This window comes from Shinella sp. HZN7 (genome assembly GCF_001652565.1).
GTDB classification, from domain to species: domain Bacteria; phylum Pseudomonadota; class Alphaproteobacteria; order Rhizobiales; family Rhizobiaceae; genus Shinella; species Shinella granuli.
In genome coordinates this window covers 4,107,750-4,122,657 of record NZ_CP015736.1, presented here as the reverse complement: position 1 = coordinate 4,122,657, position 14,908 = coordinate 4,107,750, and the positions used below count along the sequence as shown (strand labels likewise).

Sequence of the window (14,908 nt, the reverse complement as noted above, 5' to 3'; positions counted from 1 at the left end):
TTTCTCGTCGAAAAGCAGCCCGAAAACGGCCGGAGCTGCTTTTTTCCCCGTTTCGGCCGACGGTCGAAAAAGGGGTGGGCGTTGACAGGAAATGACCCCCTTGTCATCACTCGGCCGGAACCAGGGGAGCCGGTTATGAACGAGAGCGACAAGGGCGCGGTCATCGTGATTTCGAGCCATGTGGTGCGCGGCACGGTGGGCAACCGCGCCGCCGTCTTCGCGCTCGAGACGCTCGGCCATCCGGTCTGGGCGCTGCCGACCGTCATCCTGCCCTGGCATCCCGGTCGCGGGCGTTCGACGCGGGTGGCGATTTCCGCTGACGATTTCGACGCGATGATCTCCGATCTCATCCGCGCGCCCTGGCGGGGCGAGGTCAAGGCGGTGCTGTCCGGCTATCTCGGCAGTGCTGCGCAGGCCCATTCGGTGGCGCGGCTCGTCACGGCCCTGCGGGCGGAAAATCCCGATCTCGTCTATATGTGCGATCCGGTCTGCGGCGACGATCGCGGCCTTTACGTTCCGGAGGATACGGCCGTGGCGATCCGCGATGCGCTGATCCCCCTCGCCTCGATCGCCACGCCCAACCGTTTCGAGCTTGCCTGGCTTGCCGGCGCGCCGCTCGAGACCAACGGGGCGATCATGGAGGCGGCGCTGTCGCTCGGGCCTGCCCGCATGCTCGTCACCTCCTCGCTGGCGCTGATGGCGGGGAGCACCGGCAATCTCTATCTCTCCGGGCGCCATGCGCTGCTGGCGGAGCACCGGCTCGTGCCGAACCCGCCGAACGGCACGGGGGACCTTCTGGCCGCGATCTTCCTCTCCCGGATGATGGAGGGCCTGCCGGAAGAGCGCGCCCTGATGATGGCGACCGCCAGCGTCTTCGAGATCGTCGCACGCACAGCCAAGCGCGGTGCCGACGAGCTGACGCTCGAACAGGACGCCTCCAGCATTTCCACGCCCATGGCGATGGTGCACATGCGCCGCCTCGTGCATCCGGCCCAGCCGCGGCGATCCTGAACGATCCGGCCTTGCGCCCTGCCTTTCGGAATGGTTTATGCAGGGTCGGATGGGGCCTCATCCGGTAGATTGTTACACGGGGGTATTCCGACGCCATGAACCGTTTTCCCGATCGTCTTCTGAACGGCTACCGCAACTTCATGTCCGGCCGTTACGCCGAGCAGTCGGCGCGCTACAGGGCATTGGCCGAGACGGGCCAGAAACCGAAGACACTGGTGATCGCCTGCTGCGATTCCCGCGCCGCGCCGGAGACGATCTTCGACAGCGGGCCGGGCGAGCTCTTCGTGGTGCGCAACGTCGCCAACCTCGTGCCGCCCTACGAGCCGGACGGCCAGTTCCATGCGACGTCGGCGGCGCTCGAATTCGCCGTGCAGTCGCTGAAGGTCAGCGATATCGTGGTGATGGGCCATGGCCGCTGCGGCGGCATTTCCGCGGCGCTCGATCCGGATGCCGAGCCGCTGTCGCCCGGTGATTTCATCGGCAAGTGGATGGGCATGCTGAAGCCCGTCGCCGAACAGATCCAGGGCGCCGAGATCCTGACCCAGGGCGAGCGCCAGCGTGCGCTGGAGCGCGTCTCGATCCGCAATTCGCTCACCAACCTGCGCAGCTTCCCCTGCGTGCGCATCCTGGAAGAGCGCGGCCGCATCCAGCTCCACGGGGCCTGGTTCGATATTTCGACGGGCGAATTGTGGATCATGGACGCCAAGACCGGCGACTTCCAGCGCCCCGGCATATAACGAAAAACCCGGCGCGAAGGCTCGCACCGGGTTATCTTATTGATATATCGCTCTTTTCTCACTCTCGGCCTCATCGAGAATCCACCGCCGTATCCGCAGCGTGGATGGTCGGGTCAAACCCGACCATGGCCAGAGAGAGGCCCGGGGCCGATCAGTCGCCGTCGATTTCCGCACCGATGATGGCGATCGCGCGCTGGTAGACGCTCGCCGCGTTCCAACCCTGCAATGCGCTGAAATTGGTCTGGCCCGGCTGGTAGCCGCCGCCGGCGCTCCAGCCGTGGCCGCGCAGGAAGTTGGCCGTGGAGGCGAGCGCGTCGGCCTTGGAACCGACGAGGTCGATACGGCCGTTGCCGTCGCCGTCGACGCCGTATTTCAAAACGTTGGCCGGCAGGAACTGCGTCTGGCCGATTTCGCCATGCGCCGCGCCGCGGGCCGAGGTCGACAGGATGCCCTTCTGCACGAGCTGGAGCGTGGCGTAGAGCTGGTTGGTGAAATAGTCCGACCGGCGGCAGTCATAGGCGAGCGTCGCGACGGCCGAGATCGTGTGTTCCTTGCCGAGGAAGCCGCCGAAGCCGGTTTCCATGCCCCAGATGGCGAGCAGCGGGCCGGCCGGCACACCGTAGCGCGCCTCGATGCGCTGGAAGAGCGCGGCATTCTGCTTCTTCAGGCTCTTGCCGCGGCGGATGATCGCCTGGCCGCCACGCTTCTGCATGAACTGTTCGAGCGAGAGCTTGAAGCTCTTCTGGCCGCGGTCGGCGCGGATCGTGGCGCGGGCATAGCTGACATTGGAGAAGGCCTTGTCGATCGTCGAACGGCTGATGCCGCGGCCGGCCGCCTCGTCCTTGAACGCCTCTACCCAGGCCGGAAAACCGCCCCCGTCGTTGCCGCACTTGGCCGCTTCGGCCACCGCCGGCACTGCCGCCATGGCGATCATTGCGGCCAGCACCTTGGCCACGCTCTTTGTCATGCCCATGAAAAACCCCGTGATCTCGTCAATTCCGCTGGGAAAGCATGCCATGCTCTCCTGTTCCTGTCATCGCACCTTGCCGTGAACCGTTCCGGCGATGCCGCCGGGACCGCTTCAAAGCGAAGTCCCGATTGTCCTCAGACGGAACAACCGGGACTTTTATTTAAAATTGATTAAGGGAGCGTTGCCAATTTTCTCGAAAAGGCGATGCGCTCCGCTTTCCGCCGTCAGGCAGCCTGCTTCTTCGCCTTGATCAGGCCGCGGGCAACGAGCAGCTCCGCGATCTGGATGGCGTTGAGCGCGGCACCCTTGCGCAGGTTGTCGGAGACGACCCACATGTTGAGGCCGTTCTCGACCGTCGCGTCCTCGCGGATGCGCGAAATGTAGGTGGCATCCTCGCCGGCCGATTCGTACGGGGTGATGTAGCCGCCGTTCTCGTGCTTGTCGATGACCTGGCAACCCGGCGCCTCGCGCAGGATCTCGCGGGCCTCGTCCGCCGTGATTTCCTTCTCGAATTCGATGTTGACCGATTCGGAATGGCCGATGAAGACGGGAACGCGCACGGCCGTGCAGGTCACCTTGATCTTCGGGTCGAGCATCTTCTTGGTCTCGGCGAGAACCTTCCACTCTTCCTTCGTGTAGCCGTCCTCCATGAACACGTCGATGTGCGGGATGACGTTGAAGGCGATGCGCTTGGTGAACTTCTTCGATTCGATCGGATCGGCGACGAAGACGGCGCGGGTCTGGTTGAAGAGTTCGTCCATGCCGTCCTTGCCGGCGCCGGAGACCGACTGGTAGGTCGACACGACGACGCGCTTGATGGTGGCGCGATCATGCAGCGGCTTCAGCGCGACGACGAGCTGGGCGGTCGAGCAATTGGGGTTCGCGATGATGTTCTTGCGGGTGAACTGCGTGACGGCGTCGGGGTTCACTTCCGGAACGATCAGCGGCACGTCGGCGTCGTAGCGCCAGGCCGAGGAGTTGTCGATGACGACGCAGCCCTGGGCGCCGATCTTCGGCGAATACTTCTGCGAAACCGTGCCGCCGGCCGACATCAGGCAGATGTCCGTGTCGGAGAAATCGTAGTTTTCGAGGTTCTGCACCTTCAGCGTCCTGTCGCCGAAGGAGACCTCGGTGCCCTGCGAACGGGCGGAGGCGAGCGCCACGACTTCGTCAGCCGGGAAACCGCGCTCGGAAAGGATGTTCAGCATTTCGCGGCCGACATTGCCGGTCGCGCCGGCGACTGCGATCTTGAAACCCATGTCTAAAGCTCTCTTTCTCTGTCTCTCCGCGGGTTCAGGAGGTGAAACCCGCCGGCCATGACGCGGGTTCCGGTCCCCGGCCATACCGGGGAGAGAGCGGTGGCCAGAGACGTCAGACGGTTTTCGTCGTCGTTTTGGCCATTGTTTTGGAAATCGATACGCAATGACGAACCCGTCCGGCGGTGAAGGCCGGAGCGATCATGCGGGCGATGGCGAGACCATAGCGGTACATGGCGGTTCCTTTGCGTGCGTGCTGAATACGCTCATCTGCCGAAGAGTCAAGCCTTGCGTGAACGATCCGGGATTTCGCCAGCGCCCTCGACTTAAGTCTTACGCCGAAAGTCATAAGCCCAAAGCAGCGCTGATGCAGCAAGGCGTTTTCTGCCATCCTTTCATCAGGCGCACCCCGTCCGGTGTTTTTAGGGAGAAACTCCGGACCGTCATGGGCTGCCCCGCTACGCCGTTTTCGTGGAGGACAATGAAATGGCAAATGTTTCGACCGTGGGCAACGCCAAGGCTGCGCCCATGACGGGCGAGCAGAAGAAGGTGATCTTCGCCTCTTCGCTCGGCACCGTTTTCGAGTGGTACGACTTCTATCTTTACGGCTCGCTGGCGATCTATATCGGCGCCACCTTCTTCAGCCAGTATCCGGAGACGACGCGCAACATCTTCGCGCTGCTCGCCTTCGCCGCCGGCTTCCTCGTGCGTCCGTTCGGCGCGCTGGTGTTCGGCCGCCTCGGCGACCTCGTCGGCCGCAAGTACACCTTCCTTGTCACCATCCTGATCATGGGCGTCTCGACCTTCGTCGTGGGCCTCCTGCCCGGTGCCGCCACCATCGGCATTGCCGCGCCGATCATCCTGATCATCCTGCGCATGCTGCAGGGTCTGGCGCTCGGCGGGGAATATGGCGGTGCCGCGACCTACGTGGCCGAGCATGCTCCGGACGGCAGACGCGGTTACTTCACCTCGTGGATCCAGACGACGGCGACGCTCGGCCTGTTCCTGTCGCTGATCGTCATCCTCGCGGTGCAGTTCATCGTCGGCAAGGAAGCCTTCGCCGAGTGGGGCTGGCGCATTCCGTTCCTGCTGTCGGTCGTGCTCCTCGGCGTTTCCGTCTGGATCCGTCTGAAGATGAACGAATCGCCGGCCTTCGCGAAGATGAAGGAAGAAGGCAAGGGCTCCAAGGCACCGCTGACGGAAGCCTTCGGCCAGTGGCGCAACGCCAAGATCGCGCTGCTCGCGCTCTTCGGCGCCGTCGTCGGCCAGGCCGTCGTCTGGTATTCCGGCCAGTTCTATGCGCTCTTCTTCCTGACGGGCGTTCTCAAGGTCGAGAGCCAGTCGGCCAACATCATGGTCGCCTGCTCGCTGCTCATCGGCACCGGCTTCTTCGTCTTCTTCGGCTGGCTGTCGGACAAGATCGGCCGCAAGCCGATCATCATGGCCGGCCTGGTGCTCGCCATGCTGACCTACTTCCCGCTGTTCAAGGCTTTGACCTGGGCCGGCAACCCGGCGCTGGCAACGGCGCAGGACACGATCCGCGCAACGGTCACCGCTGCTCCGGGCGACTGCAAGTTCCAGTTCAACCCGACCGGCACGGCGAAGTTCACCACCTCGTGCGACATCGCGACCTCGTTCCTGACCCGCAACTCGGTGCCTTATGACGTCGTCACCACGGCGGCTGCCGGCACGGCAGCAACGGTCCAGATCGGCGACAAGACGATCTCGAGCTACGATGCCATCGCTTCGGCCGACCAGGTCAAGACGCTCGACGCGGCCTTCCAGAAGGAAACCAACCTGGCCCTGCAGGCGAACGGTTACCCGCTGGTCCGCGGTGCGGTCAAGGTTCCGGATTCCAAGCTGGATGCCTTCATCGCAGGCAACCCGGAACTCGCCCTTGATGCCGCCGCCATCCGCGCCGGCGAGAAGGCGACCATGCCGGCTGCCGACCTCGTCACGGCCAAGCTGCTGACGGCCGAGGAAGCCGCCGGGGTCTCCGACATGGCGGTCTACACGATCGACAAGGGCGGTGCCTTCACCATGGTGGCCGATCCGGCGCGCGTGAACTGGATCACGATCATCGCCGTGCTGACCGTTCTCGTGATCTACGTCACGATGGTCTACGGCCCGATCGCCGCCCTGCTGGTCGAGCTGTTCCCGACCCGCATCCGCTACACCGGCATGTCGCTGCCCTACCATATCGGCAACGGCTGGTTCGGCGGCCTGCTTCCGGCGACGGCCTTCGCGATGAGCGCGGCCCAGGGCGACATCTACTACGGCCTCTGGTACCCGATCGTCTTCGCTGGCATCACGCTGGTCATCGGTCTTCTCTTCCTGCCGGAAACGAAGGACCGCGACATCCACGCCATGGATTGATCTCCCCCTTCCGATAGTTCATGGCGATCCGGCCCGTGGCGACACGGGCCGGGTTTTTTATTGGCCCTTGGGCGGCAGCAGGGATTTCGGCAGCGGCCAGCCGCGCGCGTCGAAGCGGAAGAGCCATTCCCGGCCGGCAAAGAAGAAGGCCGTGGCGATGGCCGTCCAGAGGCCGAGCAGGAGGCCGGCGGCGACGTCGCTCGGATAGTGCGCCCCGACGATGACGCGGGAGATGCCGATCGCCAGCGCGCCCAGGAAGAAGAGCGGGCGCAGCCGCGGCGCCAGCATGGAAAAGGCGCCGAAAAACGAGCCGACGGCGGCGGAATGGCCGGAAGGGAAGCTCTGGAACAGGTTGTCGTTGGCGAAGGGCGTCAGGCTGTAGGCGCCGAGTTCGGCAAAAAGCTCCGGCCGTGCGCGCCCCACGATGATCTTGAAGAGATGGACGAGGGCGCTTGCGGCGCCGATCGTCAGGAAGAAATAGAGCGACAGCCGCCGCGCCGTCCTTGCCCGGCCCACCAATGTCTCGTTCCGGCTGACCCGGTGGACGATATAGGCGAGGATGACGGTGAAGCCGGAGCCGTAGATCATCCAGCTGAAGGTGCCGAAATCGGTGATGCGCTCGTTGAAGCTCACGATGGTGCCGGGCAGGCCCTGTGCATGCTGCGAAAGCATGGGATCGAAGGGAATGAGGGCCACGACGAGTACGGCGGTCAGGGCGAAGATCCAGAGCGTGGAGGTCGCAAGCGGTCGGTTCATGGCGATCCTTCGAGAACGGCGTGGCTTCCATGTGTTGGCCGCCGCCCGCTTTTCAAGGGACCCGTAACGAAAAAGGCTCCCGGAGCGCTGGCGCCGGGAGCCTTTTTCGGTCGTGGTCACAGTCCCCTCATCCGGTTGCCAGCCCCTTCTTCCCACTGAGGAGAAGATGGTCCGAAGGGCCGGATGAAGGGGGTATTGCTCAGGCCGAAAGCTTCTTGAAGGCGGCGAGGATGGCGTCGCCCATTTCCGCGGTGCCGACCTTGCGGCAGCCTTCGGCCATGATGTCGCCGGTGCGGATGCCGCTGTCGAGCACCTCGGCGATCGCCTTTTCCAGGTTGTCGGCGTCCGCGACCATGTTGAAGGAGTAGCGCAGGCACATGGCGAAGGAGGCGATCATGGCGATCGGGTTGGCGATGCCCTTGCCGGCAATGTCCGGCGCCGAGCCGTGCACGGGCTCGTAGAGCGCCTTGCGCTGCCCCTTGGCGTCGGGCGCGCCGAGCGAGGCGGACGGCAGCATGCCGAGCGAGCCGGTCAGCATGGCGGCGACGTCGGAGAGCATGTCGCCGAAGAGGTTGTCCGTCACGATGACGTCGAACTGCTTCGGCGCGCGCACGAGCTGCATGCCGCCGGCATCGGCCAGCATGTGCTCGAGCTGAACGTCGGAATAGCTGCGCTTGTGCGTTTCCGTCACCACCTGGTTCCAGAGCACGCCGGACTTCATGACGTTGCGCTTTTCCATGGAGCAGACGCGGTTGTTGCGCGTGCGTGCGAGTTCGAAGGCGACGCCGGCGATGCGCTCGATCTCGTAGGTGTCGTAGACCTGCGTGTCGATGCCGCGCTTCTGGCCGTTGCCGAGGTCGATGATCTCCTTCGGCTCGCCGAAATAGACGCCGCCCGTGAGTTCGCGCACGATGAGGATGTCGAGGCCTTCGACGAGTTCCGGCTTCAGCGAGGAGGCGTTGGCGAGCGCCGGATAGCAGATGGCCGGGCGCAGGTTCGCGAACAGTTTCAGGTCCTTGCGCAGGCGCAGGAGGCCGGCCTCCGGGCGCACCTCATAGGGCACGGCATCCCATTTCGGGCCGCCGACGGCGCCGAACAGCACGGCGTCGGCCGCGAGCGCCTTCTCCATGTCGCCTTCCGAGATCGCCGCGCCATGGGCATCATAGGCCGAGCCGCCGACGAGGCCTTCGTCGGTCTCAAAGCCGGCGCCGCGTTCGGCGTTCATGTAGGCGATGATCTTGCGGACTTCCGCCATGGCTTCCGGGCCGATGCCGTCGCCGGGCAGAAGGAGGAGGGTGCGCGCTGTCATGGGATTGTCCTTGATGTCACGGAATGGTCGCGCGCTTCTTAGCGCAACTTCCGTTCAAGGAAAATCGTCGAAAAGAAAGAATTTTGCGCGAGGCGTTTCGCCTTTCGGCTAAAGCGGCATCGCGATCTTTCAGATCGCTCCCGCGCTTTAGGTCTTTGATTTTTCGCATGTCGTTATCGCAAAACCGCTGCACACGTTTGCGCGACATGCTTTAGTTCGCGCGCAGCGCCGTGACTTCGATCTCGATGAGCATTTCCGGCCGGATGAGGTCGCAGACGACCATGGTGGCCGCAGGGCGGATCGTTCCGAAGGTCTCGCCGAGGATCGGGAAGACGCGGTCGGCGAAGGCGGCGTCGGTCACGTAGTAGTGGCAGCGCACGACGTCGGCGAAGGAGAAACCGGCCTCCTGCAGAACCTTGCCGATGGTGGCGAGCGTGTTGCGCGTCTGGTCCTCGACGCTTTCGGGCATGGTCATGGTGGCATAGTCGTAGCCGGTCGTGCCCGACACGAAGCACCAGTTGCCCTGAACGACGGCGCGCGAATAGCCCGCCGTCGCTTCGAAGGGAGAGCCGGACGAGATCAGCCGGCGCATGCTCTTCAAGCCCAGGGGCGCGAGGTCGCGGCCTGCTTCTCGAAAGTGTCGATCGAGGCCGCCTTCTCCAGCGTCAGGCCGATGTCGTCGAGGCCGTTCAGCAGGCAGTGACGGCGGAAGGCGTCGATCTCGAACGTGATGCGGCCACCGTCGGGACCGGTGATTTCCTGGGCTTCCAGGTCGACGGTCAGGATGGCGTTGGAGCCGCGGCTGGCGTCGTCCATCAGCTTGTCGAGATCATCCTGGCTGACGACGATCGGCAGGATGCCGTTCTTGAAACAGTTGTTGTAGAAGATATCGGCGAAGCTGGTGGAGATGACGCAGCGGATGCCGAAGTCGAGCAGGGCCCAGGGCGCGTGTTCGCGCGAGGAGCCGCAGCCGAAATTGTCGCCGGCGACGAGAATCGATGCGTTCTGGTAGGCCGGCTTGTTCAGCACGAAATCCGGGTTGACGCTGCCGTCCTCGTTGTAGCGCGCTTCGGCGAAAAGACCCTTGCCGAGGCCGGTGCGCTTGATCGTCTTGAGGTAATCCTTCGGAATGATCATGTCCGTGTCGATATTGACGACGGGAAGCGGCGCGGCGACGCCGGTCAGCTTGACGAACTTGTCCATGCGAAAACCCTCGAAATGCGATGATGTCGGTTGGCACAAGCGTTTAGATGAGTTTTCCGCGGATTTGAAGGAGAATCTTCCGGAAAGCCGGGCGTCAAACGCAAATGCCGGGCGCGCAAAAAGCGCCCGGGCGTCCCTTTCGGGAGCGAAACCTTCTTAAAGGTCGATGATCGTGCCGCGGCCGTCGTTCCAGATGCGCGGTTCGCGCTGACCGGGCGCCCGGCGGTCATTGCGCGCGGTGGCGCGGACCGGAGCCGGCTGGAGCTTGGCGGCGAGCATGGAACCGAGCATCAGCACGGCGACGATGCCGGCGATGGTAAGGCCCACGGAGGCGGCGAACAGGAAGGTCGCGCCTGCGACAAGCATGGTGAAGACGGCGAAGACGACGGAGCGGATGCGCTGCATTTTGATTTGCCCTTTCTCTATAAAGCAATGTGGGGGGCGAATTTGTTCATTGCAAGGCCGAATACGCCGGATCCGGTGCGCCAAAGCGTCCTGCGGGCAAGAGCGATGTCGCGGCGCTTGCGGGCCGTGGCAAAGCGCGGCAAAAAGGGCGGATGAACAGGACACCGCATCACCATCCGCTTCGCCTGCGCCGCTCGGTGCTCAGCGTTCCCGCCGTCAATGCGCGGGCGCTCGCCAAGTCGGCCCTGCTCGATTGCGATGCCGTCATCTTCGACCTTGAGGATTCCGTGCTGCCGGAGAAGAAGGCGGAGGCGCGCGCCGCCCTCGTCGAGCACTTCAAGACGCTCGACCGCTCCTCCGGCCAGGAGCACGTCATCCGGATCAACGCGCTCGACGGGCCGGACGGCGTGCTCGATCTTGAGGCGGTGCTCGATTGCATGCCCGATGCGGTGCTGCTGCCGAAAGTCTCCGAACCGCAGGACGTGCTGACCGTCGCCGACTGGCTTTCCGAAGCGGGGGCGGATGACGGGCCGCGCCTCTGGGCGATGATCGAGACGGCAGCGTCCCTCCTCAACCTCGCCGCCATCGCCGAGACGGGCCGCACCCGTGGCGGGCGGCTGGATTGTTTCGTCGTCGGCCTCAACGACCTGCGCAAGGAAACCGGTATCGCGGATGTTCCCGGCCGCCCCTTCCTCGTGCCGCTGCTGCTGCAGGTCGTCGTGGCGGCGCGGGCCTGCGGCCTCGACGTCATCGACAGCGTCTTCAACGATTTTTCCGACGACGAGAATTTCGGGGCGGAATGCCGGCAGGGCCGGCAGATGGGCTTTGACGGCAAGATGCTGATCCATCCCGCGCAGATCGCCGCCGCCAATGAAGCCTATGGCGTCACGGAGGCCGAGGCGGCCGAGGCGCTCGCCATCGTCTCCGCCTTCGCTGCGCCCGACAATGCCGGCAGGGCTGTCGTCTCCCTTGCCGGCCGCATGGTCGAAAAGCTCCATGCCGACCAGGCCGGGCGCATTCTCGCCAAGGCCGACCTGATCAATGACAGAAAGAAGAAAGCATGAAAGTCTACCGCTTCCTCACCGGCCCTGATGATGCCTCGTTCTGCCACAAGGTGACGCTGGCGCTGAACAAGGGCTGGGACCTGCACGGTTCGCCGACCTATGCCTACAATGCCGAGACCAAGCTGATGCAGTGCGGCCAGGCGGTGGTGAAGGATGTGCCGGGCAAGGAATATACGCCCGATATCAAGCTTTCCGAGCAGTAAGCGGGAGAACATGCTCCCGGGCGCCCTCTGCCGCCGACGTTCCGGCAGACCTCGCCTCCCTCACCTCCGTCATCCTCGGGTTTAACCCGAGGATGAGGTGTGGATGGACGGGTCAAGCCAGACCATGACGAAAGAGACGGCTGTGGTTCGGTGATGGCGGCTCAGCCCGCCGCGATTTCCGCGCTCGCCTCGATGCGTTCCATGTCGTCGTCCGACAGGCCGAAATGGTGGCCGATCTCGTGGATGAGGACATGGGTGACGATGTCGCCCAGCGTTTCCTCGTTCTCCGCCCAATAGTCGAGGATGGGGCGGCGGTAGAGGGTGATGCGGTTCGGCATTTCGCCGGTCTCGACGGTGAAGCGCTCGGTGATGCCGCGGCCTTCGAAAAGGCCGAGCAGGTCGAACGGAGTCTCCAGCGCCATGTCCTCGAAGACGTCGTCGCTCGGGAACTCGGCGATCTCGATGATGAGGTTGCCGGTGAGCGCACGGAACTCTTCCGGCAGGTGGCCATAGGCTTCCACCGCCAGGGATTCGAAAGCGCTGATGGTCGGGGCGTGGCGCGTGCGCCAATCCTCGGTCTGGTCAATGCGGGCCATGGGCTCTCCTTTGCCCGTCATATAGACGATTTCCAGCGTTTTTCGAGGGATGAAATTGCATGCCCCGCGTGCATCGGCGCGCGAGCGCACCGCGCTGCCGGTCGATTCGATCCTTCGCTGTCAGGAGCGGAGAACGGCCGGCGTGATGGAATCGGGTCCGGGGCGGTTCTGCAACAAAATGTGATCGGTCAGTTTGCCGCAGCCACGCCGTGTTTCGACGGCGCGATCCGGGCCATAAGTCTATGAAAAGACGACATTTATAATCAAGATTAGAATGACTCTAAACTGATGAGTCAACAAGGCTGACCTGTTCATTCTTGACAGTCAGGGTCGTCTTTTGCTTAATCCCGGAAACTCAGTACTTTGCGTATGGCAGGCAAGACGAAATGCTGGTTTGCAGCTGTAACTTCATCACCGAAAAGGAAATCGTTGACGTGATCAACAGCCTCCTCGACGAGGACTGTTGGCAGCTCATCGTGCCCGCAAAAGTCTATCACGCCATGCAGAAGCGCGGCCGCTGCTGCGGCTGTTTCCCCAATGTCGTCGACATCATCATCCGCACGACCGAGCAGTATCACGCCGGCCGCCACTCGACGGATGACGAGATATTTGATTTCATGACCCGCCTCAAACAATTCCACGAAGAAAACAGGAGAGCGGACCTTGAAAGGCGACAAAAAAGTCATCGAGCAGCTTAACGAAGCGCTCTATCTCGAACTCGGTGCCGTCAACCAGTACTGGCTTCATTATCGTCTGCTGGAAGACTGGGGCTACACGCTGCTCGCCAAGAAGGAGCGCGCCGAGTCGATCGAAGAGATGCAGCACGCCGACAAGCTCGTCGCCCGCATCATCTTCCTCGAGGGCCATCCGAACCTCCAGACCGTCGCGCCGCTTCGCATCGGCCAGAACGTCAAGGAAGTGCTGGAAGCCGATCTTGCCGGCGAATACGACGCCCGCACGGCCTACAAGAAATCGCGCGACATCTGTCATGACGCCGGTGACTACGTCACCATGAAGCTGTTCGAGGAGCTGCTGGCCGACGAGGAAGGTCATATCGATTTCCTCGAAACCCAGCTGGAGCTGCTCGGCAAGCTCGGCGAGGAAAAGTACGGTCAGCTCAACGCGGCGCCGGCGAACGAAGCCGAATAAGGCGCAAGCCCTACGCCCGACACAGAAAACCCCGGTCTTGTGACCGGGGTTTTTGCATTTCTCCTGCCGCAATTCCGGAGCGGGTGTCGTCAGGGCGCCAGATGCGCGAAGGCCGCGACGACCTCCTCGTAGACCTTGCGCTTGAAGGGCACGATGAGGTCCGGCAGATCGCGCATCGGCTTCCATTCCCAGGCGTCGAATTCCGCGTCGTGACCGCCCGGTGGTGGATTGATGGCGATCTCGTCCTCCGCGCCCTCGAAGCGGAACGCGTACCAGCGCTGCGTCTGGCCGCGATACTTGCCCTTGAGGCCGACGCCGATCAGGTGGGCGGGCAGGTCGTAATTGATCCAGCGGCCGGCATCGGCGAGCAGCGAGACGTTGCGGATGCCGGTTTCCTCGTAGAGTTCGCGATAGGCGGCCTTCAGCGGGTCCTCGCCCTTGTCGATGCCGCCCTGCGGCATCTGCCAGAGCTGCGGCGAGCCGTCATATTCGGAATTGCCGACGGGAATCCGCCGGCCTGCCCAGACCTTGTTCTCGGCGTTCAGCACCATGATGCCGACACAGGGACGGTACGGCAGGTCCTCGGCCCTGATCCCCTTGTCCTTTTCCTTGCCCATCGAAATGTCCTATTGCTTGGCGGGAACGGCTGCGAGCGACGCGACGCCGACGATCTCGATGCCGCGGCCGCCTGCTTCCTCGCACCATTCGCGGATCGCGTCCACACTTTCATCGAAGGCCGAGGCCATGCCGATCGCCGTGCCGTTGCGCCGGGCGATGCGTTCGAGTTCGTCGAGCTTCCTCAAGATCGCCTCACGCGACAGATCGCCGTCGAGCTGGAGGTCGGCAAAGGCGTGCGGGGCCTCGACGGCGCCGGCAAGGGTGCCGGACAGCGACTGTGCCGAACTGCCGTCATCGAGGAAGAAGAGGCCGCGGCTCGAAATGTCGCGGATGACCGGCTCCAGCGCGTCGGCATCGGACAGGAAGCGGCCGCCCATGAAATTGACGATGCCGGTATAGTTGGTGATCTGCGCCATGGCGCGGTGCAGTTCCGAAAGATTCCCGGCCTCGCCGCGATCGGTGCGCAGCGTATAGGGGCCGGGGTCGTTCTGCGGATAGTCGAAGGGCTCCAGCGGCATCTGCAGCAAGATCTCGTGGCCGCCGCGGCGGGCCTCCTGCATCCAGCGCGACAGGCTGTTGCCGCTGGCGGCGAAGGCGAGCGTCACTTCGCCCGGCAGTTCGCGGATGGCGCGCTGCGTGCCCGTCTGGCTGAGGCCGAGCCCGCCGACGACGATGGCGATGCGCGTGCCGCGCGCGCCGGACCAGGGGCGGGCGTACTGGTCCATCGGCCGCGTGCCGTCGAGGCCGATGATCGGGATCCTGCCGTCGGACGTCTCCTCCAGCAGATCCTCGTTCGGGAAGGCGGCGGAGCGTGCGTCCTGGCCGATGCGGTTCGCCTCGATGATGAGCGGGCCGGTGCCGCTGCGCGTGCCGGGCGTGTAGGTGCGCACGACATTGCCGTCGTCGGTCAGCGTTTCCTGGACGCGGGCGCCGGAAAGGCCGTTCGCGCGGCGCACGCCGTCCTTCGCCGCCGCCGCCGTCTTCTGGTCGGCCTTGCCTTCGGCGGTCGCCTGCGCGACGGTTTCTTCCGTCGGGGGGCTGTAAGGCGTGGTGTCAAGGCCGCTCGGGGCGGTCGCGGTCCAGCTCGAAAAGCCGATGAGACCGATGGCGGCAAGCGTGAACAGGATCGTGCCGGTGGAGAACCGCGACGGTCCCGCCGGTCGGGGCCTTGCCTTGCGGTTCTGGCCGAGAGGTGCGTGAATGTCTGTGCCCAAGGTCAGTCCGCGCCGGCCGCTAGAGCATTTCCAGCCGAAGC

18 protein-coding genes are annotated in these 14,908 nt (G+C 64.1%); 7 read left to right on the top strand and 11 right to left on the bottom strand.

What is annotated here, in order from left to right; all coding sequences use genetic code 11:
* Positions 1-135: 135 nt before the first annotated feature.
* Both pdxY and shn_RS19825 read left to right on the top strand, forming a co-directional pair.
* Positions 136-1,011 (top strand): pyridoxal kinase PdxY, encoded by an 876-nt coding sequence (gene pdxY / locus shn_RS19830; RefSeq protein ID WP_064331954.1) that lies wholly within the window; start codon positions 136-138, stop codon positions 1,009-1,011.
* A gap of 95 nt (positions 1,012-1,106) precedes the next feature.
* Positions 1,107-1,748 (top strand): carbonic anhydrase, encoded by a 642-nt coding sequence (locus shn_RS19825; RefSeq protein WP_064331953.1) that lies wholly within the window; start codon positions 1,107-1,109, stop codon positions 1,746-1,748.
* 151 nt (positions 1,749-1,899) lie between these two features.
* Here the strand turns inward: shn_RS19825 and shn_RS19820 are convergent, their stop codons facing one another.
* The 3 genes from shn_RS19820 to shn_RS35925 form a co-directional block, all read right to left on the bottom strand.
* Positions 1,900-2,721, bottom strand: coding sequence for a lytic transglycosylase domain-containing protein (locus shn_RS19820; RefSeq protein WP_064332712.1), 822 nt, complete (start codon positions 2,719-2,721; stop codon positions 1,900-1,902).
* Positions 2,722-2,942: 221 nt separating this feature from the next.
* The gene (locus shn_RS19815; RefSeq protein ID WP_064331952.1) at positions 2,943-3,977 is read right to left on the bottom strand and encodes an aspartate-semialdehyde dehydrogenase; all 1,035 of its coding nucleotides are present in this window, start codon (positions 3,975-3,977) and stop codon (positions 2,943-2,945) included.
* A gap of 112 nt (positions 3,978-4,089) precedes the next feature.
* Positions 4,090-4,365, bottom strand: coding sequence for a hypothetical protein (locus tag shn_RS35925; RefSeq protein ID WP_133035152.1), 276 nt, complete (start codon positions 4,363-4,365; stop codon positions 4,090-4,092).
* Between the two features lie 95 nt (positions 4,366-4,460).
* On the opposite strand from shn_RS35925, the gene shn_RS19810 reads away from it, so the two are divergent.
* Positions 4,461-6,350 carry an MFS transporter gene (locus tag shn_RS19810; RefSeq protein WP_064331951.1) on the top strand — a complete coding sequence of 630 codons (1,890 nt, stop codon included), beginning with the start codon at positions 4,461-4,463 and terminating at the stop codon, positions 6,348-6,350.
* A gap of 57 nt (positions 6,351-6,407) precedes the next feature.
* On the opposite strand, the gene shn_RS19805 is transcribed toward shn_RS19810, so the two are convergent.
* From shn_RS19805 to shn_RS19785, 5 genes are all read right to left on the bottom strand, one after another.
* Complete coding sequence (locus shn_RS19805) at positions 6,408-7,106, bottom strand: phosphatase PAP2 family protein (RefSeq protein ID WP_064331950.1); 699 nt, start codon at positions 7,104-7,106, stop codon at positions 6,408-6,410.
* 199 nt (positions 7,107-7,305) lie between these two features.
* The gene (gene leuB, locus shn_RS19800) at positions 7,306-8,415 is read right to left on the bottom strand and encodes a 3-isopropylmalate dehydrogenase (protein ID WP_064331949.1); all 1,110 of its coding nucleotides are present in this window, start codon (positions 8,413-8,415) and stop codon (positions 7,306-7,308) included.
* 211 nt (positions 8,416-8,626) lie between these two features.
* Positions 8,627-9,007 carry a RidA family protein gene (locus shn_RS19795; RefSeq protein WP_064331948.1) on the bottom strand — a complete coding sequence of 127 codons (381 nt, stop codon included), beginning with the start codon at positions 9,005-9,007 and terminating at the stop codon, positions 8,627-8,629.
* Between the two features lie 5 nt (positions 9,008-9,012).
* Positions 9,013-9,618, bottom strand: a complete 606-nt coding sequence (leuD, locus tag shn_RS19790) for a 3-isopropylmalate dehydratase small subunit (RefSeq protein ID WP_064331947.1) — start codon at positions 9,616-9,618, stop codon at positions 9,013-9,015.
* A 156-nt stretch (positions 9,619-9,774) separates the two neighbouring features.
* Positions 9,775-10,023, bottom strand: coding sequence for a hypothetical protein (locus shn_RS19785; RefSeq protein ID WP_064331946.1), 249 nt, complete (start codon positions 10,021-10,023; stop codon positions 9,775-9,777).
* Between the two features lie 152 nt (positions 10,024-10,175).
* Here shn_RS19785 and shn_RS19780 point away from each other — a divergent pair, with 152 nt between their 5' ends.
* Positions 10,176-11,087, top strand: coding sequence for a CoA ester lyase (locus tag shn_RS19780; protein WP_064331945.1), 912 nt, complete (start codon positions 10,176-10,178; stop codon positions 11,085-11,087).
* Complete coding sequence (locus shn_RS19775; RefSeq protein ID WP_023517284.1) at positions 11,084-11,290, top strand: DUF1737 domain-containing protein; 207 nt, start codon at positions 11,084-11,086, stop codon at positions 11,288-11,290. Before shn_RS19780 ends, shn_RS19775 begins: the two co-directional genes overlap by 4 nt.
* Before the next feature lie 161 nt (positions 11,291-11,451).
* Here shn_RS19775 and shn_RS19770 read toward each other — a convergent pair whose 3' ends face one another.
* A complete protein-coding gene (locus tag shn_RS19770) occupies positions 11,452-11,886 on the bottom strand; it encodes a metallopeptidase family protein (protein ID WP_064331944.1) in 435 nt (144 codons plus the stop codon).
* 386 nt (positions 11,887-12,272) lie between these two features.
* Here shn_RS19770 and shn_RS19765 point away from each other — a divergent pair, with 386 nt between their 5' ends.
* A complete protein-coding gene (locus shn_RS19765; protein ID WP_064331943.1) occupies positions 12,273-12,584 on the top strand; it encodes a (2Fe-2S)-binding protein in 312 nt (103 codons plus the stop codon).
* Positions 12,550-13,035: a bacterioferritin gene (gene bfr / locus shn_RS19760; protein ID WP_064331942.1), complete on the top strand. Its 486-nt coding sequence runs from the start codon at positions 12,550-12,552 to the stop codon at positions 13,033-13,035. Before shn_RS19765 ends, bfr begins: the two co-directional genes overlap by 35 nt.
* A gap of 89 nt (positions 13,036-13,124) precedes the next feature.
* Here the strand turns inward: bfr and shn_RS19755 are convergent, their stop codons facing one another.
* Positions 13,125-13,652: an RNA pyrophosphohydrolase gene (locus shn_RS19755; RefSeq protein ID WP_064331941.1), complete on the bottom strand. Its 528-nt coding sequence runs from the start codon at positions 13,650-13,652 to the stop codon at positions 13,125-13,127.
* Positions 13,653-13,661: 9 nt separating this feature from the next.
* On the bottom strand, positions 13,662-14,867 hold the full coding sequence (locus shn_RS19750; protein WP_064331940.1) for a divergent polysaccharide deacetylase family protein: 1,206 nt from the start codon (positions 14,865-14,867) through the stop codon (positions 13,662-13,664).
* Positions 14,868-14,908: the final 41 nt, after the last annotated feature.